The sequence below is a fragment of the Variovorax gracilis genome (assembly GCF_030317115.1).
Lineage (GTDB): Bacteria > Pseudomonadota > Gammaproteobacteria > Burkholderiales > Burkholderiaceae_C > Variovorax > Variovorax gracilis.
On the sequence record NZ_JASZYF010000019.1, the window covers coordinates 45731 to 66170 of the forward strand.

General features: G+C 63.1%; 17 protein-coding genes. 10 read left to right on the plus strand and 7 right to left on the minus strand.

All coding sequences use genetic code 11. From position 1 onward, the window contains the following. The first annotated feature begins 155 nt into the window (after positions 1-155). A complete protein-coding gene (locus QTH97_RS26230; RefSeq protein ID WP_286571451.1) occupies positions 156-776 on the plus strand; it encodes a hypothetical protein in 621 nt (206 codons plus the stop codon). A gap of 449 nt (positions 777-1225) precedes the next feature. Here the strand turns inward: QTH97_RS26230 and QTH97_RS26235 are convergent, their stop codons facing one another. From QTH97_RS26235 to QTH97_RS26245, 3 genes are all read right to left on the minus strand, one after another. Further along, positions 1226-2062, minus strand: a complete 837-nt coding sequence (locus QTH97_RS26235; protein WP_286571452.1) for a DUF932 domain-containing protein — start codon at positions 2060-2062, stop codon at positions 1226-1228. Positions 2063-2343: 281 nt separating this feature from the next. Further along, a complete protein-coding gene (locus QTH97_RS26240) occupies positions 2344-2523 on the minus strand; it encodes a hypothetical protein (protein WP_286571453.1) in 180 nt (59 codons plus the stop codon). Positions 2524-3099: 576 nt separating this feature from the next. Continuing rightward, positions 3100-3336 (minus strand): hypothetical protein, encoded by a 237-nt coding sequence (locus tag QTH97_RS26245; RefSeq protein WP_286571454.1) that lies wholly within the window; start codon positions 3334-3336, stop codon positions 3100-3102. 552 nt (positions 3337-3888) lie between these two features. Here QTH97_RS26245 and QTH97_RS26250 point away from each other — a divergent pair. Continuing rightward, positions 3889-5499, plus strand: coding sequence for an ankyrin repeat domain-containing protein (locus QTH97_RS26250; RefSeq protein ID WP_286571455.1), 1611 nt, complete (start codon positions 3889-3891; stop codon positions 5497-5499). Between the two features lie 435 nt (positions 5500-5934). Here QTH97_RS26250 and QTH97_RS26255 read toward each other — a convergent pair whose 3' ends face one another. Next, the gene (locus QTH97_RS26255) at positions 5935-7692 is read right to left on the minus strand and encodes a pentapeptide repeat-containing protein (RefSeq protein WP_286571456.1); all 1758 of its coding nucleotides are present in this window, start codon (positions 7690-7692) and stop codon (positions 5935-5937) included. 650 nt (positions 7693-8342) lie between these two features. After that, complete coding sequence (locus QTH97_RS26260) at positions 8343-8609, minus strand: hypothetical protein (RefSeq protein ID WP_286571457.1); 267 nt, start codon at positions 8607-8609, stop codon at positions 8343-8345. A 157-nt stretch (positions 8610-8766) separates the two neighbouring features. Between QTH97_RS26260 and QTH97_RS26265 the strand changes: the two genes are divergently transcribed. The 7 genes from QTH97_RS26265 to QTH97_RS26295 all read left to right on the plus strand — a co-directional run bounded on the left by QTH97_RS26265 (position 8767) and on the right by QTH97_RS26295 (position 16449). Next, positions 8767-9504: a hypothetical protein gene (locus QTH97_RS26265; protein ID WP_286571458.1), complete on the plus strand. Its 738-nt coding sequence runs from the start codon at positions 8767-8769 to the stop codon at positions 9502-9504. Between the two features lie 514 nt (positions 9505-10018). Then, entirely contained in the window at positions 10019-10795 is a 777-nt protein-coding gene (locus QTH97_RS26270) for an SIR2 family NAD-dependent protein deacylase (RefSeq protein ID WP_286571459.1), read from the plus strand. A 97-nt stretch (positions 10796-10892) separates the two neighbouring features. Further along, positions 10893-11228, plus strand: a complete 336-nt coding sequence (locus QTH97_RS26275; protein WP_286571460.1) for a hypothetical protein — start codon at positions 10893-10895, stop codon at positions 11226-11228. A 119-nt stretch (positions 11229-11347) separates the two neighbouring features. After that, a complete protein-coding gene (locus QTH97_RS26280) occupies positions 11348-12502 on the plus strand; it encodes a hypothetical protein (protein ID WP_286571461.1) in 1155 nt (384 codons plus the stop codon). Further along, positions 12499-14517, plus strand: coding sequence for a DUF2779 domain-containing protein (locus QTH97_RS26285; RefSeq protein ID WP_286571462.1), 2019 nt, complete (start codon positions 12499-12501; stop codon positions 14515-14517). The genes QTH97_RS26280 and QTH97_RS26285 overlap by 4 nt, the downstream gene beginning before the upstream one ends. Before the next feature lie 45 nt (positions 14518-14562). Further along, a complete protein-coding gene (locus QTH97_RS26290; protein WP_286571463.1) occupies positions 14563-15489 on the plus strand; it encodes a helix-turn-helix transcriptional regulator in 927 nt (308 codons plus the stop codon). Positions 15490-15579: 90 nt separating this feature from the next. Further along, positions 15580-16449: a hypothetical protein gene (locus QTH97_RS26295; protein ID WP_286571464.1), complete on the plus strand. Its 870-nt coding sequence runs from the start codon at positions 15580-15582 to the stop codon at positions 16447-16449. A gap of 197 nt (positions 16450-16646) precedes the next feature. Here the strand turns inward: QTH97_RS26295 and QTH97_RS26300 are convergent, their stop codons facing one another. Next, the gene (locus tag QTH97_RS26300) at positions 16647-18962 is read right to left on the minus strand and encodes an AAA family ATPase (RefSeq protein WP_286571465.1); all 2316 of its coding nucleotides are present in this window, start codon (positions 18960-18962) and stop codon (positions 16647-16649) included. Between the two features lie 58 nt (positions 18963-19020). Here QTH97_RS26300 and pgk point away from each other — a divergent pair, with 58 nt between their 5' ends. Beyond that, positions 19021-19290, plus strand: coding sequence for a phosphoglycerate kinase (gene pgk, locus QTH97_RS37040; RefSeq protein ID WP_353655654.1), 270 nt, complete (start codon positions 19021-19023; stop codon positions 19288-19290). Between the two features lie 67 nt (positions 19291-19357). Here pgk and QTH97_RS26305 read toward each other — a convergent pair whose 3' ends face one another. Next, entirely contained in the window at positions 19358-19843 is a 486-nt protein-coding gene (locus QTH97_RS26305; RefSeq protein WP_286571466.1) for a CHC2 zinc finger domain-containing protein, read from the minus strand. Between the last annotated feature and the right edge of the window lie 597 nt (positions 19844-20440).

Consider the following 20440-nt stretch of genomic DNA (forward strand, 5'->3'; position numbering starts at 1 on the left):
CTGGAGCAGCCCGACAGCGGCGAAGCCGGCGGGGCGCCCTACGACCAAAGAGAGTCGATCTTTGAGGGAGGCAGCGCTATAAACGCATCGCCATGGAGCCCAGTCCGATCGTCCGATTCCGTATCGACAAAGACATCTCCAGGCGTGCCCATCAGATGGCCAAGGCACGTGGGATGGAGCTGCCGGACGTTCTGCGCATGATGCTGACGAAGGCAGTGCTGAGCCGCAGTTTCTCGCTCGATCTGGCGAAGGGCGCGGACCAGGGCCAGGCTCCGAAGGAACGCGAGCAGCTGAACCCTTTCGAGCCGCGGTATGGGGGCCCTTGCAAGACCACGATCGATGCCGAGCTTGCCCTCGCCCTGCTGCAACGGTCCGTTGCGGACGCGAGCGCAAGACGCGACGAGGCCAGGCAGGCTGACCCTCAGGACCAGCACGAGAACGAGCACGAGAACGAACACGAACGATTCGACCGGGAGCGCCAGGAGGCGCAGCGCCTCCTGGCGGATTTCGATGTGGCGGACATGAGCGCCATCGCAGGCGTGCTGAAGCGAATGACCGGGACGCCAGCGTCATTGCCCGCGCCGGCCATGGATCTCCACCCCGGTCGACGAGACGGCGGACGACGGCAGGGCGAGACCGCTTCATGGTGGAGTGCTGCCTTCCCGACCTCACCGAGTGCGCGACTCCCACCTCCGCATTCCCATCCGCGCAGCCTGCCGCCATGGTGGTCATGGGCCAGCCGGGCTCCGGCGTATCGGTCGTGGCCGCCTTGCTAGGTCGCGAGATGCGCTGCAGCGCCGACCCTGCGGTTGCCCCTTCGGTGAAGCGGATTCGCGCCTACGAGCCCAGCGCGTCTGATCGCGCCCGCTCTGGCCGGTTCCGACGACGCCCCGCGCGGCCTATTGCTCATGCGCCGCTCAAGCCGTATGACGCGACGTGCTGCCCGAATTGACCCCTTGACTTAACTTTCGTCGGCTGAAAATGGGGAGGACGCGTGCCGTGGCGACGCCGCGTCCACGACGACCGATGCGCACGCGAGGCCAGGAAAAGCCGCATGCTTCCGGCGCGGTGCGCGCCTGCTGAGGCCAGTGCGATGGGCGCTGGACCACAATCCCTCTCGACCTCTCAACCGCAAAGCGGCGCGAGAAGCGAATGCCTCGGCAGGCCGCCGGCTGTGCGTTTCCACGGCAAAAGGGCCGGCGCCGCCGGCCCTGATGACGAGGCCTTAGCGGCCGATGCGCCGCAGCGCCAGATCCCACAGCCCGGTGTTCAGGCGCACGTTCTCGCGGATCGCGCGAATGCCGCGGGTATGCATCGGACGGCCCTTGACGGTGCGGCCAGGCAGGCCGCCCCGGATGACCGCCTCCTGGGTGCGCTGGAAGACCCGCCACACGTCGTCACCGACGTCGGCCATGCGGCGCTCCTGTAGCAGTTGCGTCGGCTGGACCGGCGGTTGCGCCTGCTCCGGGAAGCGCAGCTTCAGCGCCTCGCGTGCGAAGTCCAGCTGCTGGTGTTCCGTGAGCATCGTGCCGCGCATCTGCTCGACCACGTCTCCGACGCGACCGAACTCCCGGGTGATGCGTTGCGCCGCCTCGACGACGTTGGCCACCACGTTGCCGCGATGGCTCACGTGGACCAGCCCGAAGTCGCCCAGCGTCGTGAGCATGCCGTTCATGCATACGGGCCTGTACAACCCAGCGCGCAGCGTGTACGCGCTGCGTCCATCGTGGGAGTTGATCAGCACGATCTCGCCGAGCACGTCGTCCCAGGCCAGAGTCTTGACCACCGGCTGGAAGCGCAGCATGTGCCGCGCGTGCGCTGCGTTGCCCAGCCGGGAGTGCGTCTGCGTGGCCTCGGTCGGTTCGAAGCCCGCGTCCATCAGCGCCCCGACGATGTCCCGGGTACTGATGAAAACATACCTTGCGCCGGTGGTGACCGCGGCCTGTTCGGCGAAGACCGCCGGTGCGCGGTGCTGCACTTGCTCCAGCGTAAGGGATGATCGAGCAACGTGAGAAATCGAGGACAGCGAAGAAGAAGAAGCAGAAGAAAAGGCGAAGTTCATGACGAGCTCCATGGGTGACACAGGCGGGATTGCCTGCGTCGTCCTGCGCTCACGCGGCAGCGCAGCGGTCAAGGCTCGAAGACGGCCGCGGGCCGCAAGCGCCGAGCCTGCTTGGCGCGCTGGCCTTGACGGCGAGAACCGCGTGATACGGTCAAGCGGCACAGGCAAGCCCACCCTTTCCCGCCGCCCGCGCTCGCCCAGCCCTTCGCTCTACGCGTTGGCTACAGGCGTTGGCGTCGACCTACGAGCAGCCGGCTAGGGCCCTGGCCAGCCGCCCGCCCTTAGCGCTCGAGCGTCGCCGAATCGGAGACAGCGACATCCTGGTGGCTCGGGTGCGGCGCTGCCATGGAAGGAAGGCTTGGGCCAAAGGTGTCATGCAGATCGTCAACGAACGACTTGCCGATGGCGAGGAACACCGCGCAACCGACAACCAGCCATGCGGCGTCTTTGATGCGGTCCATCTGGGCTCCTCGTGGGGGATTTATGTCGCTGTCACGAGAGAGTACGAACAAAGGCTTAAGAAGTGCTTATGCTGTCCCTGGTCGGACTGGCACGACGTGGGCAAGCTACGGACAACGGTGGCTCTTCTCAGACAGCTCTCGAAGGTCGGCTGTTGCGCCAACACCGGTCAAGCTCGCTCGTGACGGCGTTATTGTCGGACGACATGGAGGTACGCGGAACGCCCAAGATAGGACACGCCCGTCCCAACCGCGCCGAGCTACTCAGCGTCGAAGGAGTCTGGCAGGACGAGAATGGCATGCAGCCGCTGGTGGCCATGAAGCTCGTTGATCACACGTCGTTCCTGGGCACGCTTCGAACGAAGAGCCGGACTTTCGGTGATCGCCTTCCGCCGTTGCGCGCAATATCAACGGACCACCTGCGGAACCTGATTGGCCGTACGGCGAAAGAGACCAGATGCATCAACATCTTGGCCAAACCACCAACAGCGTCCGCCTTGAGACACAAGCAAAGCATCAGAGAGAAACCTAAGGTCTATTGCGCACGTACCCAGTTCCTTGTCCTCTGGATGGTCCGACCTAGGTGGCCGCAGCTCCGCGAACCGTCAGCACACCATCTTCGACAATGCAGTTGCGTGTCCCGAACCCGTCGTCCGATGGAATCGGATTGCTGGTCACTTCCAGTCGGAAGCGGGCGCGCTTGTCAGATTCCGCTGCCAGCTCCAACAGCCCGATTTCCCGGCCGCCCGAAGGAAACATCGGCGAAGGTGTGACGCGTTCAAAAAAGACGACCTTTGCCAGCCGAGGTCTCTGCATGCACGCTTCCACATAGGCATGCGGTGAATGCGCAAGTTACGACGCCGATGGCGACGGCGGTGGCGATGGCGATGGCGATGGCGATGGCGATGGCCGCCGCCGTTTGAACTCGAGAGGAGATGGTCAGCTGAAGGCTACGCTGCATTTCGGATGTGCCGGGCCTCATGGAACGGCGCGTGCCTCGGCGCGACCAGCGGCCCCCTGCCCTGATTGGATTTGCACAGCCGCCGGCAATCAAAGTGCCGGCAGCTTGCAAATCCTTTCCCTGGCCCAGCTCCGTTAGTTACAAAATGATACCAGGTGACGTATCATACATAGACAAGACTGAGTAGAGGGAGGCTCATGCGGGCCATTTTCGTTAATTTGCAGAGATTCGTAATTGCTTTTTTAACCCTAGTGGGAGCGGCCACCAATGCGTACGCTATAGGAGATTCCGGCGGATGCACTCGCTCGACTAAGATAATCGACGTGGCGTCGTTTGGCACTGCGGAGGAGTTGAGCAGATTAATAAGCGAGGGGGTTGATCGTCAATGGCGTGCGCTTGATGGCGTCATGCAAGATTTGATGCATAGCGATCCAAGGGCATTCGAAGCATGGCAGCGTGACGCGAGGAAAGAGGTCGATCGCAACTTGTGCGCTGAAGGATCGCTTCTTTACTTTGCCGTCCAAAATGGCAATCTAGAGGTTGTGACGTGGCTTCTGGATGCTGGAATCAATCCAAGTGGAACTGACAGCGGGACCGTTCGTAATACCATTTTTTCGGCGTGCCCCGTATCTTATTCCGGCAAGAAACGCCCAGACGGACTCACTTTCGAAGACGTGATGCCTCGAACCGTCAAAGCGTATCAGCTGCTTGTAAGCCGAGGGGGCGACCTGAATCGCGTCGAGGCTTGGGGCGAAAATGCCCTTATGGTGTGCCGCAACGAGGCCATGTGGCCAATCTTGATCGAACTCGGGGTGAGCCGTTCGCCGCAGGGCGACAAGAAGAATGTCCGGCTCGCAGTGCTGCAAGACGCTGTGAACGGCGCTCTCAGTTACGACCAGGCGCGCGCTCCCGCGGCACTGCGCAAGGCACAGTTGTTGGCGATTAATGGGTTCAATGATCTGCGCGGCACGACCGTGGAGAAGTCCGTCTTCGAAGCGTGTAAGAGGCCCGAGAGAAGAGCGACATGTGAAGTGCTTGCGAAGCTCATTTACTTTAGCCCAGGGACATTTGATCCATCTTTTGCGCGGTACTCTTTTCCAGGTGGCGCCGATGAAAAGCCAAAAGAAAAGGAAATTTGTTTTTTCCCAGAGCTTCAGGTTTATACTGAAGATCTTGACGTCCTGCCGGTCCTTGGTACGAAGGGAAAGGCATTGGACGCAGCATTTAATTGGCGCGAAGGGGAAGTGCGCCAGCACGATATAGCCGTAAGGCACCGAGCACGCCCGGTCATCCTTTATCTGCGATCTAAACAACCAGCGCTTTGGAATGTTCGATATGCGACGGACAGCAGGATCGCCGCGGTTATCATTGATCCAAAGCCATACGGCGCACAAAGCAAAGTTATTGGCTTACCCCCAACTACTCCCGTCTATCTCGGCGCCTTATGTAACGCAAGTTTTCTTGATAGAGATATTCCGACTCTTCACAGAAACAAAGATATCGATCCGGGGTCGCTCGATCCGCTAGCGCGCCATCAACGGAAGCCCATTGCGGCTTTGTTAGCGGAAAAAGACGTGATTGGTGACGGTCAGACGATAGGCGCGTTGTCGCCGAGTGAAGCCTGGACCTTAGAGGGCATAGGCGCCAGCACGACCAAGCCAAGAGTGCTTGAAGGTCGCGAGCAGCTGGAGTATCTCGTCAAAAAGGGCCAGCTTCGCCGATCGAATGCGCAGGTTTTCCTTCGCTGGGCGCAAGAGGCGCGAGGAGCTTGGTGGGGGCTGGGCCGAATTCCACGAACAGTTCCTCCTTTTTGGGATGGCTACTACCTTGTTGACGGCGCCTCGAGAGCGTACTTGACCCTTCCGGGTGGGCTGAAGGGCCCAGACGCGCCAGTCCTGTTTGTTCCCGAAACCGCGGGTATCTCGGGTGATCCAGCTGACGCGACGATCTTTTATATGGAGGCATCCAATGGCGACCATCGTTTTCCACAAGGGCGTTGCCAAGGGCCGCGCTGCTAGTTTGGAGCTTTTGAACTACGACGCATTGCCTTCGTTCAACTAGCGTGATACCGCGAAGGCTCCCGCCTCCGTCTTTGGGCACGGGGCAAAGCAAGCGCTCACGCCTTCGTGGTCGGCGTTGCCTTGAGGACACGCGTCTCAGGCCTCGCGGGCCATGCAGCCCTTTGAGATGCTCGAGCGTGGCGTCCGGATGGCTGACCATCAGCCCACGCGGTTGAGAGTGAACAAGCGTGGCAGGATCGCGACGAGGAACACGTCATCGCTGTCGCTGGCTCGGTTGGCTAGGCTGAAGAGCTCGCCAACAAGCGCCGATGCCTGCTTCGCAAGAGATCTACGACCAGTGGCCTAGGCGCTTAAGCCCATGCGCACGCGCGACCAGGCCCCGTCCAGCCACCCTGCGACCTTGGGATTCCAGCGCCCGGCCGCTGACCGAGCCTATTTGCAGAGCTTTGCGCCGGCAGCGATGGCATCGAAGCCATCGGGCCACTTCGTGCTCGCCAGGAAACAGGTGTCGCGAAGGACGACTCCCTCGAGATTGGCCAGAGTCAAGTCGGCGCGGTCGAGGCGGGCTCCACTGAGGTCGGCGCCGGCAAAGGAGGCGCCCTTGAAGTCGACCCCAATCACCAGGGCATTCTTGAGGATGGCCCCATCGAATCGGGTTCCATCGTAGGAACCACTCTGGATGTCCGCGTTGGTGAGGTTTGCACCTCGAAAATCGCTTCCGTCTAGGTTGGTCCTCCAGAAACCGAATCCAGATAGATCCCGCTTCGCGAGCCGCGAACCCTTCGCGTCCACGCTCTGCAGTTTCGGTCCACGCTGGCGCTCATAGCCCGCCGGCAAAGCCGTCATAGGCGGCTCTCCTGCGCAATCGCGCCAGAGCGGCAACAGGGGAAGCGTTTCGACCTTGAGGTGCGGTGAAAACTTCGTACGGCAGTCGATCAGGATCGCGCTCCATTTGACGTCGGTCAGATCGGCACTCGAAAGATCGGCACCGCGCCAGTCTCCGATGTCGGCCATCGGATAGAAGCCCACCTGAGCACCCTTGAGCGATACCCGTCGCAGCACTGCGCCGTTCAGCTTTGCGCTGCGCAAGTCGGCACCAGACAGGTCTTCACCATCCCATTCGACTTCGGTGAGGTCCGCCAGAAGCATCGACGTTCCCTTGAAGTTCGCACCCCGGACCGCAGCACCCTTCAACGAGGTGCTCTCGAGCTTGGCGCCCTCGAAGTCGGCCCTGACGAGCACGGCGTCGTCGAATTTCACATGAAAGAGGTTTGCCTTCCTGAAGCTCGTGAACTGTGCCGCCGCGCCTTTGAAGGTGGAGTTGTAGGAACCCTTCAGGCCGTCAAACTTCGCGCGCTCCAACTTGGCGTCGTTGAAGTTGACCGTGTGGAAGTTGGCATCGCTGAAATCAGCCCCGCGCAGATCCGCACCCGAGAAGTCGACGCCGTTGAGCTTGGCACCCTTGAAGGACGCGCCCCGCAGATCCAGGCCGGCAAAGGAGTAGCGCTTTGCATAGCCGCTATCAAACCCCGTGAAGTCCTTGTCTCCAGGGCCAAGTTGCTCTGGCTTGCTCATTTTGACCAGGGTCATGGTGCGACCACGCTGCGCCTCTGCATCACGCGGCTTGAGCGAGAGCGCAAGATCGAAGTCGGCCAGTGCGCCCTCGTACTGTGTGGTTTGGTATCGGGCAGTGGCTCGCCCCAGGATCGCAGGCACGTCTCGAGGGGCGATCGCCATGAGTTTGCCGAAGGCGACGTCAGCCTCGGCGAAATCCTTATAGCGAACGAACAACTGCGCCCGCTCTCGCAGCGCTTCGCGATCGGCGGGGTTTTTGAGCAGGCGCTGATCCAGGCCATCCAGCTTCGCGCGATACGCCGTCAGCGCGTTCGTGTAGCGCGTGTCCCCCTGCCCCGTGTATGAGGCGAATGGGATCATCATGCACATGCTGGTGCCGTAGACCCCGGGCGCCGAACTGCCCGCGAAGACGGTGACCTCTTGCCCCACCTTGAAGCTCCAGCCACAGTTGGCGCCATCGCTCGCGGTGTACGAGACGTCCACCTCCTCCGGCGCAGTTCCCTTCCAGAGCTTTTCGATCTGGAATCTCGCTCGCATGCCCGATTGAGGGCCGCGGATGGTTACCCCGGCGGCGCCCGCCGGGAGAGCCCCTTGGCCCGCGCCGCCGGCATCCACGCTGAGGACTCTGCCCTTGAACACAAGCCTTGCGGATGCGAGGTACTCGTCGGGCTCTGGATGCCAGCAACTGCAGGCGAACGCGGGACGGGGCAAGAGCGCCAGCGCGGCGAGAAGCGCAAAGTACACGGCTCGGAGGTTTCGCATGTGATCGACGCTGACGTCGCCGGAATGATCGAGGGCGCATTGTTGTCGCCCGGCCGGTGGTGTGCACACGCTTCGTAGAGTTCCGCGATCTGCCGCCGCCGATGACTTCGAGCCCGAAGAGCGTCTCAAGAGACGCTCGTTGTTCAGCGGTTTTGAGCTAGCCCTGGGTGGCCGGCTTTTCCTAGTCACCAACGTCCGCGTTGCAGCCAGCAGGAGCAGTCTTTCGCAGCGCGACGGTCTACGATTCAAGTCTGCCGATACCGGCCGGTCGTCAACGCAGCACATTCATGAAATTCCCGGTCGTCTTTGGCAACAGTTCTTGAGGACGCTGGAGCTCACGAGGCCGCGACCCGGCCTTTCAAGCGTCTTGTATGGCGCCGTCCGCCACTTCACCAAATAGGCGCAGGCTGTAGTCTCAGACGGAAGTGCTGCGGCCGGGCCAGTTTCGGACATTCGCCTTGAGGCAAGACCGCTCGGGTCATGGCGCTGTACGTTGATAGAAATCAAGCGAAGGAGACGTGAATGCGCCAGCCCTCCAAGACTTCACTTTTCGCTGCGGCAAAGAGCTGGGACGAAGCCTCGGTCGCGGCGACATTGACTAGGGCGCCTGAGTTGCTCAGGGCGAATGACCCCAAGGGTCGCGCTGCCCTCCACCTCGCCTGCGCCGTGAAGCCCGGCAGCAAACCACTTGCGGAAACGCACGGGTCGTCAAGGCATTCGGGCAGCAGCGTCACCTGCTGCCGATCCTCGCCTTCGATGAATCGCTTCATAGGCCACCACCTCGCTCAGACGGGTTGGCTCAATATAGGCGACCATCAGGAGAGTTTCCACACAGGCTCGGCCAGAAGCGGACGATGAGACTGTGGCAGTATTCAACGGTTTCGACGATGCCCATGGTAGCGATAAGCCAAGGGCGGGCCACCATTTATGTTTACCAGACCGAAGAACACTCACATAAAAACAGTTGACTATTTTCTTCGTTGCGGATTGGCGATTTTTGCTGCTTGTATGCTCACTGCGTGCGATGCAAGACACGAAGAGCGGGAAGGAATGGAAGCCCGATGCCGGTACAAGATTTGCGAAGGTGACGTGTTTCCAGCATACGATCACAACCGAGAAGTAGTCTTCAAGCGAAATGGTGACTGGTTTGTTGCGCCTCGGGTGTACGGCGATCCAAATTTCGGTGCACTCGCCTTCTACTGGCCCAGCAAAAGGCCTTTGCGAGATTGGAAAGAGCCGGCCCCTGAGCTTCGGCCTTCTTCGGCAAATACCTTGAGCAACTATCCGGACGTTGCGATCGAGCTAATCTTCCACCCTGAGCACATGTTTAAGGGCCAAGAAGCTTCTTGGACTTCCGGTTCGTTGGACAAAGAGACGGTCGTTGAAGGGCGGCACATCCGCCAGGGGCTCGAAGCGGTGCGGATACTGGAAGAAGGCAGAACTTCGAGAGCGACCAAGTACATAGCAACAGACCTAAGAGGATTCGACGATCTTCCGCCAATGCTTAACTGCTATCTCGAAGATTCCCGCAACGGTGCGAGTGCACTTCTGCGGTGGCGCGACGGGGTTCGCGTGGGAATAAGAATGGCTAACAGGCATTGCGGCGACTGGCCCGAAATTTATAAGGAAGTCGCGAATGTTCTCAACAAAGTTGAGAGAAGGTGATAGCTAGCAACGCTTCTGGTGACGACCTATGGCAGCGATGGGCAGGGAGGCGACGACGCACCTGAATGTCCGCTCCGGGGAAGGGGTGAACGTCGCCTTTGGGCCCAACGCAGTCGATCAGCATCCACCGGGTGGGGTCGTTCAAGCCGCAGCGCTTTGACAACGACAGGCGACTCGGGTTGCCACGGGCAAGATCATCAAGCTGGTGCTTCGAGTTCCGAAGCTGACCGTCGTCCACCTGCTCGAATCACCCTTGTCGCAGGACCAGACTGCCGTCGAGACATCGGAAGGCCTGAAGATCACCGCAACGGTGACTGAATGAGAGCAACTCAAGGGGTGGCTGCGCGGTTTCGGTCGCGCCTTGAACTGATCAGCCCGCCAGGCTTTTTGGGTTCGTGATCGAGGCGGCCTGCCTCGCGCCTGCGAGCGGCCGCCTCGCCGCGGCACAATGTGTCGCACATCGCGGCACCATGTTGGCATGAGCCACTCAACCCACGATCCATCCTTTTCGCCGGTGCCAGTCGACCTGGTCGCCGACATCCGCGCAGCCCGCCGCATCGTCGTGTTGACCGGTGCGGGCATGTCCGCGGAGAGCGGAATCGCCACGTTCCGGGATGCGCTGACTGGCCTATGGTCCAGATTCGATCCCCAGACACTTGCAACGCGAGAAGGTTTCAAGCGCGACCCAGCTTTGGTCTGGGGTTGGTACGAGGCGCGCCGCCGAGGCGTGTTGAACGCAACCCCGAACGCAGGCCACCTCGCCTTGCGGGATCTGGCGGCGATGGATGGCGTCGCGGACCTTGCGATCGTGACGCAGAACGTGGACAACCTGCATGAACGCGCTGGTTCACAGCAGGTGATTCATCTGCACGGCAGCCTGTTCGCGCCGCGCTGTCTGGCCTGCGCCCACGCCTACGCGTACGCCGAAACGGACGGCGCCGGGCAGACGTCACCCGGCGAGCCGGATCGCCCCGTCCAGCCACCCAGGTGCACTCACTGCGGCGGGCCGATCAGGCCAGGCGTGGTCTGGTTTGGAGAAGAGTTGCCTACGCGGGAGTGGGCACAGGCTGTCGACCGCGTTCGCGAAGCGGACCTGCTCCTTGTCGTCGGCACCTCCGGACAGGTCTACCCGGCAGCCAGCCTTCCTGCAATCGTCGAGCAAAACGGGCGGCCCGTCTGGATCATCGATCCCGACGAGGGCCTGGCCAAGGGCACAAGGGAGTTCTGGAATTCGACCGCAGCCGCGGGCTTGCCGGCGCTAGTAGCAGCGTGCGCCCGGAAGCAGCACTAAGCATTTTCGAGGCACGGGCTTCACGCCTGCTTGCATGCGACGCGATCTGTCGCATGGCTTCCGAGAATTCCGTTGTCATGCACTACGGGAAATCTGCTTGCTGCAAATCCTCGACATTCAAGCGCATCGCGGCAACGAAAATCCTCATCCGACGCCTGAAGGGCACTGGGTCGGCCTGGTCTTCAAGAATGCATTCGGGACGCACGTCCTCGAACTCAATGGCCGCAAGCCCTTGCCAGACCATGATCCGCAACTGCGCGCGGACCTGGAGTTCCTGCTGTGGGACTACGGGCTGTTATCACAACAGGATAGCGAGACTCCCGAGGAGCGCATCCGCGCGGCGCAGGCGCTGTGGCACACCGACCGCAACCATGCCCATGCGCGCCGCTACATGGAACGGCTGGGCGTCGCTGCCGGGGCTGTAGCGGCATAGCCCGCGCTCTGCACGCCCACGGCTACCCGAGTCACCGCCGTTCGCTTGTTGTCCCACGACGACCTGCGCGAAAGGGAGTGTTGGGAGGTGTTCGTCCTGCGGCATCAGCCGGCGACCTTATGTCCCGCGCAGGCTGGCAGACCGTCCTGCAGCGCGCCTACGGGCATTCCACCACGCCGGTGCGGCTGCTGGACTTTGCAACCCGCTTTGCCGCCTTCTTCTTCGAGCGCGACGCCACAGAAGTCCATGCTGACACAAAGATCGGCGAAGAGCTCGTGGGACATGGGGCAATGGAAGGAGGCACCAATGCGGCGCGGGCCGATTGGACGACCCCTTGGACCTGGCGATCGTCAGCTTCCGTCTTCCAAGCCGCTTTCGGGAAGGCGATTGGGGTTGGATCTTTTGACAGTGACATCGATCCAGAGCACCTCACGATTGGCGATCTGACGAAGGCCATCGCGCAGGTGGTCTGTATTGGGCAGGCCAGCGGAACGCCTGCCGCTTCAACGCGCTCGCGCGGGCGCCGTGACGGCGGGACCCGTGCCCGGATGCCGGGCCCCTCGCGCAATGGCCTGCCGGTTTCGGGCAATGGTCCACATGAGCGTGAGGCGGCCACACGACATGCGACTCAATTTGTCGCGTCAGCGGCCGAAAATTCAGTCTCCCAAGGAAGCCTGATGACCGAGACCCTATACCGCGCCGTCAAGACACTGTCGGCCACCGAAGCCGAGACGATCCACCGCTGGCGCCCCACTGTCCGCCTGCCGTCCAACGTGTCGTACATGGTGGACAACCTCTGGGAGTTCCTGCGGCCCGCGGACATGCCTTGCCGCCGACACGCGGTCTATGCCAGCCCCTCGGCCGAACTGGCTGTGCAGTGTGCAGCCCAGCTGTCCAATCCGCTGCCGACTGCCTATGTGGTCGCGATCACCGGCCCCTACCGCGTCGCTCAGCTGGACGTGGAGGATGCGCGCGAGCATGCCGACCTGCGCGCGGTCCGGGCGATGGTGCAGGAGCGGCAGAAGGAATGGACCGAGCTGCCTTGGGACACGCGCCTGCGGCTCGGCATACTGTTCGCGCCGGGCGCGACCAAGGCCGACTGGGAGCGGGTGATCCGCGAGGACGCGGTGGTGGCCGGCGTCGTTGCCGAGCTGTCCAGCGTGTCCACGTTCTGGGCCTCGGCCCATGCGCCCGTGGCCTCGTCCCGCGGCGAACTGTTCTTCGAACTGCAGGACGACGCGAGTTACCAGCTGCGGCCGCTAGCCGCCACGTGAACGCCATCGCGCCGGCGACGGTGACGCCACGGTACCTGACCAAGAGCCGCTTCAAGCTCGCGCTCGAATGCCCGACCAAGCTGTTCTATACGGGCAAGGCCGGCTACCTTGACAACGCGCTGGACGACAGCTTCCTGCAGGCGCTGGCGGAAGGGGGTTTCCAGGTCGGCGCATTGGCGTGCCTGATGTACCCGGGCGGCATCGAGGTCACGGAGCGCGGGCACGCGGCGCAGCTGGCCCGCACGCAGGAACTGCTGCAACGCGACGAGGTGACGATCTACGAGGCCGCGCTGCAGGTCCAGGGCCTGTTCGTGCGCGTCGATATCCTGCGCAAGCGCGGCGACCAGATCGAGCTCATCGAGGTCAAGGCCAAGTCCTACGACCCGCAGGAGGACGGCAATTTCCGCAACAGGCAGGGCCGGCTGAAGCCGGGCATGCTGCCGTACCTGCAGGACATTGCCTTCCAGCGGCATGTGGCATCGCTTGCCCATCCGGAGTTCCGGTTCCGCAGCTTCCTGATGCTGGCGGACAAGTCGGCCGTCGCGACCGTGGATGGCCTGAATCAGCGCTTCCGCATCCAGCGCGATGGCGGCCGATCACATGTGGAGGTCGCGCCTGGCACCGACCCTGCACACCTGGGGGCGCCGCTGTTGCGCGCCGTGCCCGTGGACGAACAGGTGGACGAGATCCTGGCGGGGAACCTGCGCGTGGGAGACCAAGAGGAACCATTCGCACAAGTCGTCGACCGGCTCGCTGTGGCCTACCGGATGGACAAGCGTTTTCCGGCCAGGCCCGGCGTCCAATGCGCACGCTGCGAGTTCAAGACAGCCGCGCCTCCGATCGTAGGCCAACCCCGCAGCGGCTTCCACGAGTGTTGGAGCGAAGCCTTTGGCTGGCAGGCCGCCGACTTCGCCGGTGGCACGGTGTTGGACCTGTGGAATTCGCGCAAAAAGGCCGAGCTGCTAGCCACTGGCGTGCGCAAGCTGCGCGAGATCACGCTGGCCGATCTGCCGCTCGACGACCCCGTCCCTGGCGCCGAGGGCATGAGCCGCGAGCAACGCCAATGGTTCCAGTGCAGCGGCCAGTGGCCGGAGGGCGGGGAGCAGTACGTCGACACCGCAGGCCTTGCCCGCGCCATGACCGGCTGGCGTTACCCGCTGCACTTCATCGACTTCGAAACCAGCGCTGTTGCCATCCCTTTCGGGCGTGGCCAGCGTCCGTACCAGACCACGGCTTTCCAGTTCTCGCACCACGTCATGCACGCCGATGGTCGGGTCGAGCACAAGACCCAATTCCTGGAAGCGCGTCCCGGTGTCCCGCCCAGCCTGCCGTTCCTGCGCGCGCTGCGCGATGCGCTGGGACAGGACGAAGGCACGGTGTTTCGCTGGGCAACGCACGAGAACACCGTGTTGAACCAGCTGGCGGCCCTGTTGCGCGCCATGGCCTCGCCGCCGCCGGACGCGCAGGCGCTGATCGCTTTCGTCGAGACGCTGACTGAACGCAGGGTCGACAACGTGAAGGTCGTCGGGCCGCGCAACATGATCGACCTGTGCGCGCTGGCCGAGCGGCACTACTTCCACCCGGCGACGCAGGGCAGTTGCTCGCTCAAGAAGGTGTTGCCGGCATTGATGCAGAGCTCGGCCCGGCTGCGGGAGCTCTATGCCCAACCGGCATACGGGCAGGGCGCGCAGATCAACAGCCTGAACCACCAGACTCCCATGGCTTGGTGGGTGCGGCGAGACGTCCGCATCCTGGATCCGTACGAGCTGCTGCCCCCTGTGTTCACGGACCTGCCGGTCGACGCGCGTGCCGAGCTCGAAGACAGCTCCGGCGCGGAGCTGCGTTCGGGCGGCAGCGCGATGGCCGCCTACGCTCGGCTGCAATTCGAAGACCTCGACCCGCGCGAGCGGCAGTCCATCGAAGCGGCGCTGCTGCGCTACTGCGAGCTGGACACGCTGGCCATGGTCATGGCGGTCCAGGCCTGGCAGGCCTGGGTGGCCAGAGCTGAAACCTGATCCCCACCCATGCCGAAACGATCCAACAATCTCGACACCCTGCTGATGTCCCTGGAGATGCTCAAGCGCATCCCGCGCGGCCGCAAGATCTCTGCGCCCGAACTGCAGGAACAGCTGCGCGACATCGGTTTCGACCGCGACCTGCGCACCATCCAGCGCCAACTGGAGGTGCTGACGAATCATTTCGAGATCGAACGCGACGATCGCAGCAAGCCCTATGGTTACCGCTGGAAGGAACTCAGCAAGGGCCTGTCATTGCCGGGGCTGAACGAGCAGGAATCGGTGCTGCTGACGCTGGCCGAACAGCACCTGCGCAATCTTTTACCCGACAACCTGATGCGGTCGATGGAGGGCTTCTTCAGCCAAGCCAAGCTGCGGTTGGAGGACGAGAAGTCCAAGAACGCCAAGATGTGGCAGCAAAAGGTGCGGGTGGTGAGCACCACGCAGCGGCTGCTGCCGCCCAAGATGAAGAAGGAGGTGTTCCAGGCGTTGAGCAATGCGCTGTACGCGGATCACTGGCTGGAGGTCATGTATGTGAACGCGGGGGGCGGGCGCACGGAGTCGAAGGTGATGCCGCTGGGGTTGGCGCAGCAGGGCCCTCGGATGTTGCTGGTGTGCCGCTTCGACGGCTACGACGATGAGCGGTCGCTGTCGCTGCACCGGATCCGCGCGGCCCACGACACGGGCCTGCCGTTCAAGCGCCCGCCGGACTTCAACCTAGAGCGCTACGAGGCAGAGGGTCGGTTTGGCTTCAGCACGGGCAAGCCCATTGACCTTGTGTTCCGGCTGCCGAAGCTAGCGGGTGTGCACCTGACCGAGTCGCCCTTGGCGGAGAACCAGACGTTCATTTCCACCGAGGATGGTTACCAGTTCGCGGTGACGGTGACCGAGTCCGAGCAGCTCAAATGGTGGCTGCGCGGGTTCGGGCGTGATCTGGACCTCATCTGTCCTCGGGGTTATCTGGGCACCTGACGCGCGCCGCCCCCCTGGCTGGGGCGCAATTGATCAAGCACGACACCGCAATCTCCGTTTATTTTCATTTTCGATCCGAGTTCTGACCCTATGAATGAAGCAACACAGCAGTTCTTTAATGACTACGTTAGGCGCCTTGATGCATTGCAGGGGTGGAACGACGTCAACACGCAGCTTGCGGACTGGCACTTTCAACAGAAAGATGAACAGGTCATCGCACCCGTAGTAGACGACATCAATGCTTGCTTGAATTGGGAGAATCACCGAAACAGGTTTCGCGACCATGTGCTCACTACCCTAGTTGGGCAGCCAGGCAACGGGCTCTTGTTCGTGTCTGCAAACCCTGGGTGGAACGAGCGAGCTAACAACGTCGAATCCGCTTTCCGGGCAAATCAAGCCAACAACCAGCAGTTCGGTTCAGACTTTTTCCACGTCTTCCATCAACTCGGATTGAAGAACAACTGGTGGTCAAGGGCAATCCTTCTTGCACACCTCGTTTACACCGGCGGGGAGGCGGAAATTCCAGCGGGGCTTCGCTGGAACTGGGCTCAAGAAGGGCATGCGATTGGCAACTTGGATCTGCTGCCCTTTCATTCGACGGGCGATCAATTCGGCACCCTTCGAGGTCCCGGTGTTAGAGCGGCACTTCGTGATGTTGCTCGCTCCACTCTCCAAACGGCGCTCAGATTGACGCCGATGCCTCGCCTCATATTTGTCGCCTCGGCCTTGGGCGCACCAATCGCCGACGCCTTGTGTGTGGAGCTCGGCATGGTTCATGTGCCAGGTCCCGACGATGCGCCCCAACCGTTTGCGCAGCTGAATCGCTATGTGCACCTGGAGACAGGAGCCCGTGTAATGACGTTCCCGTACCAGACTTTTGCGGGCAATGCGGCGATCTATTTGCCGGTCGGGTTCATGCGGCCGTTGGCAGCGCAATTGCGCCAGTTCGGGAACTTCTGACCAATGCCATGGCGCGTCAGCGCATCGCAAACACAGGTCGCGTGCTCCTGAACGGTAGCCGCCGCCAAGCACTAGCAAGTCGAAGAGCTTTCCACCACGCCGGGCGGCGCCCAGCCGAAGACCTGGCGGAATCGGGGAAGCAGGAACTCATTGGCCCCGCTGGCTCGACAGTGTGGTGGTGGATGACATCGGGGGACTCAAAGAAAGCCGATACGCTGGCCTGCGCCGTCCGACTTGGCACGGTGCTCGGCCTGCAGCTCTTCGAGCCAGGCCGATGCCGGCAGCTCGAGTGTGCGAATGCGGCGCGCCGCATTCGCGTAGTCGCCCGGTGTCAGGCCCTCCAGGCCCTCCAGATGGCGCCGCATGGCGTCGTCGACCGGCAATGCGTCTTGGCCGACCTCCGGTCTCCAACCATGCGCCAGCTCTGCGTACAGCTCCACGCGCTGCTGGTGGTGCAACGGCTGGAACTCCAGACGGAAGGTGAAGCGTCGCATCAGCGCCGCGTCGAAGTCGCTGGCGTGGTTGGTCGCGCAGACGAAGATGCCCTGGAACAACTCCAGCCAGCGCAGGAACTCGGCCGTGACCGCGCGGTCGGCGCGATGTCCACTTTGTTCGCGCGCGCTGAGCAGGATCTCCGCTTCGTCCAGGAACAACAGCTCGGTGCACGGATCGCAGTCGCGGAACATGCGCGCTACGTTGCCTTCGGACTCGCCATACCATTTGGAGTTGATGTCGGAGGCCGTGCGCACGACCAGCCGCCGTCCCAGCCGCGTGGCGATTTCGGCGGCCAGCTGCGTCTTGCCGGTGCCGGGCGAACCGGAGAACAGCAAGGCGGTGCCAGTGCCTGCACCGATCGTTCCGCTCGTGCGCTCCAGCGAGCGGACGACCGCTTCCGGTGCCGCGTTGCCGTGAACGTTCAGGTACCGCAGGTCGAAACGAGTGCTGCGCGATGGCACGACCGCTGGCGAGGCTTTGCCACTGGCCTTGAGGTGCGACTCCAAAACGAAGCGCACGGCGGCATTGGCATCCATGCCCGTCTGCTGGCCCAGGTTTGCGAATCGGGCCGCTGCGTCCAGGTGCGCAGGCGTGACCGCCGGCATCGCCGAGGCGAAGTCGATGGTGGCTTCATTGCAGTTCAGCGCGCCCAGGCGATGATGCGCAATAGTGCGGCGCAACGCGTACGGTGTGGCCGGAAACTCCAGGCAGCACGAGAAGCGGCGCAGGTAGGCCGGATCGAGCTGCGAAATGCGGTTGCTGATCCAGATGACCGGCGCGCTGTTGCTCTCAAGCAGGTTGTTGATCCAGGCTTTGCTCCCTCCTTTCGATTGGAAGACACCGGCCAGCGGGTGGTTGTAGTCGCTCTGGAAGATGTCCTCTGCCTCGTCGAGGACGATGACCGAACGGCCGGCCTGTCCGACGAAGCTCTGGCTGAGCTGGAGGCTGGCAAGGCGCTCCGAGCGGGTGGCCTCGCCGCCGTCTTCATCGGTCTCGTCGACGCAGAAAGCGCTGGCGCCCAACTCGTCGATCAAATCCCGCACGAACGCGGTCTTGCCCGTCCCAGGAGCCCCGTACAACAGGATGTTGATCCCGCGCTCACGGCGCTCGAGTGCGCCGCTGAGAGCCGCTTTCAGAAGCTCACGCTGGCTGTGCAGGTGCGGCCAGTCCAGCTGTGTGGCGGTCGAGGTTGGCATGGGCGTCAGGACGGAGCGCGCCATGGCTTTCTCATCGTCGAACGGCGTGCTCATCAGACGTTCGCCGGTGCCGCTCAGACACAGCAGATCGTCCAGGTCGATGCGACCGCGGCTGGCACTCGTGGCATTCAGCAGCCCGCAGCGGGCGATCGAGCTGTTGCGTCCGAACACACGGGTCAGCGCGCTGACACTGACATCCAACAACGCCTCCAGCGCACGCGTCATGCGCGATGCCGAGTCGACAAAGGCGAACAGCGATCGGTCGATGGTGCTGTGCGAGCAGGCTGTGACCAACCGCAGCAGCCGCGCCTCCGCTGGCGTCAAACCGATCAGGCGTGTCAGCATCTCCAGGTTGCGGTCACCGTGGTACGTGCGATCCGCCACGAACTTCTGCAGAGACTTCAGCATCTTGTCCGCCAGAATTCGGAATCGTGGCAGATCGCGTGAGACACCTTCGCCCAGCCCGGCAAGAACGCGCTCGTTCAGATTGAGCGCTTGCTCGGCGTCCGGTTGCAGACAGGGCTCCCGGCCAGCGGCAATCTGGTCACGGCTGTGACCTTGCAGTGCAGTCTTGAAAGCGCGCGCATGCTTTTGCGCGACCGGTGCCAGTGCCGCGCCGAGATCGTCCCAGTTGGCCTCGCGAAAGGCCGTACCGGACCGCCGCACGCAGATCAACAGCGCCAGCGCCACGCGCGCATTCGGTACGGCGAGCGGATCTGCTTCCTCAAGGTTCCAAAGGTTCTTATTGACGCGGCGGACTGCCATGGACGCTCCTGCTGATTGCTGATATGAGCGCAATGTTCGAGGCGCGTGCGACAGCATGTGTCGCGTCTGCGCCTAGCGGACGTCCGGGAGCCTGCAGCCGTCATGGTGACGGGACATCGGGGGCCGATCGAAAGAACGTTGGCGGGCGCCGGATGACTCCCTGGCGCCGGCGGCCATGCGCATGCCTGCACTGCTTGGCCAGAATGTACGGCTGGTGTTGGAATGGGTGGACGCCGTCTGCGTGCAGCACGGCCAGGTCGTCGTGCTGGAGAACTGTCGTTTGAACATGGCCGAGCGGCAATGCGACGAGCACCTGTCACGGAAGATGGCAAGCTTGTGCGAAATCCAAGGGCGAGCGAGCCGATGTCCGGGACAACGGACCTGACTGCCGCGGGCAGGCCCATTGGCCAACGTCTGGCCCCTCGCCCACTCTTGCTCATGACCCCCGGCACTCACCACCGGGCGTCGACGCCCACTTCATCGGCAATGCGCTGGATGCGCGCGGCGCCTTCGCGCAGTCGCTCAAAGTCAGCCTCGCTCAGCGGGTAGCCATGGGCCAGGTTCCCTGCGGCAATGGCCACCACCATTGCGTCCTCGCGCAGCAGCGCGAGCGCGTCGCGCGCTGGCAGGCCCGACGGGCGGCGCGGCCGACGCGTGGCCTCGTGCTGCGGATCGTCTTCCCAGGCGCCCAGGTCCTTGGCCGCCTCCACGAAGCCCAGGCCCTGCGCGGCCATGTGGTACGCCAGGACATCCCCGCCCCGGGCGCCGCAGCCGGCCATGCAGACAAAGGCCCCGTTTCGCAGGTTCACCCGCATGCTGTCGCTGCCGCCGTGAAAGGCGCAGCGTGTGGTGCGCCACGTGCCCTTTCCGAGCAACGCCAGGTCCTGGCTCTCGTAGTACGCCTGCGGCTCGGGTAGCCGGTCGCGGATCAGTGGCATGTCGCTCTCCTGCAAGAATGAAGTTCTGGCTTCGGTCGATCTGCTTTGGGTGAGCCCTCGGGGGGTGCGGGGGGAACGCCCGCCTGAGCCTTGGCGCCGAGCGCGCCGCGCGATGAAGTCCAAGGGGATGCGTGCATGGCGTGGCCTTTCTGCGGCGGATGCCGCGAGGGATGGATGGGATGTGCTTTCGGAGCCGCCTCGGCGCCATGAAGGCGAGCGCAAGTGACGCAGTCCAGGGACCGCTAGCGGTGGCGAAGCCCCTGCCCTGGACGGCGGAGCGCGCGAGCCAGGCGTCGAGAAGAGGCGGCTGCGGGCAAGCCCATCCGGCCCGAAGAGCCGAGCAGGCCCTGTACGCCAGTACGCCCCGACCGCGCTGTGCACCGATCGTCAAGGCGCTTTTCGAGGGGACGGAAAACCGGGACGCTTCGCGCCCGCTGGCGCTGCACCCATCAAAATCGATGGGCCGAGGTCGATGCATGGCTGATCGACCATGCGCGAGAAAGCTTTCGCCGAAGGCGCCGTTGTCACCGCGGCGCACCGATCCCGGGGCGACGCGACGCCCACCAGTTCACCAGTTGTGCGCGCTTTGGAACCTCG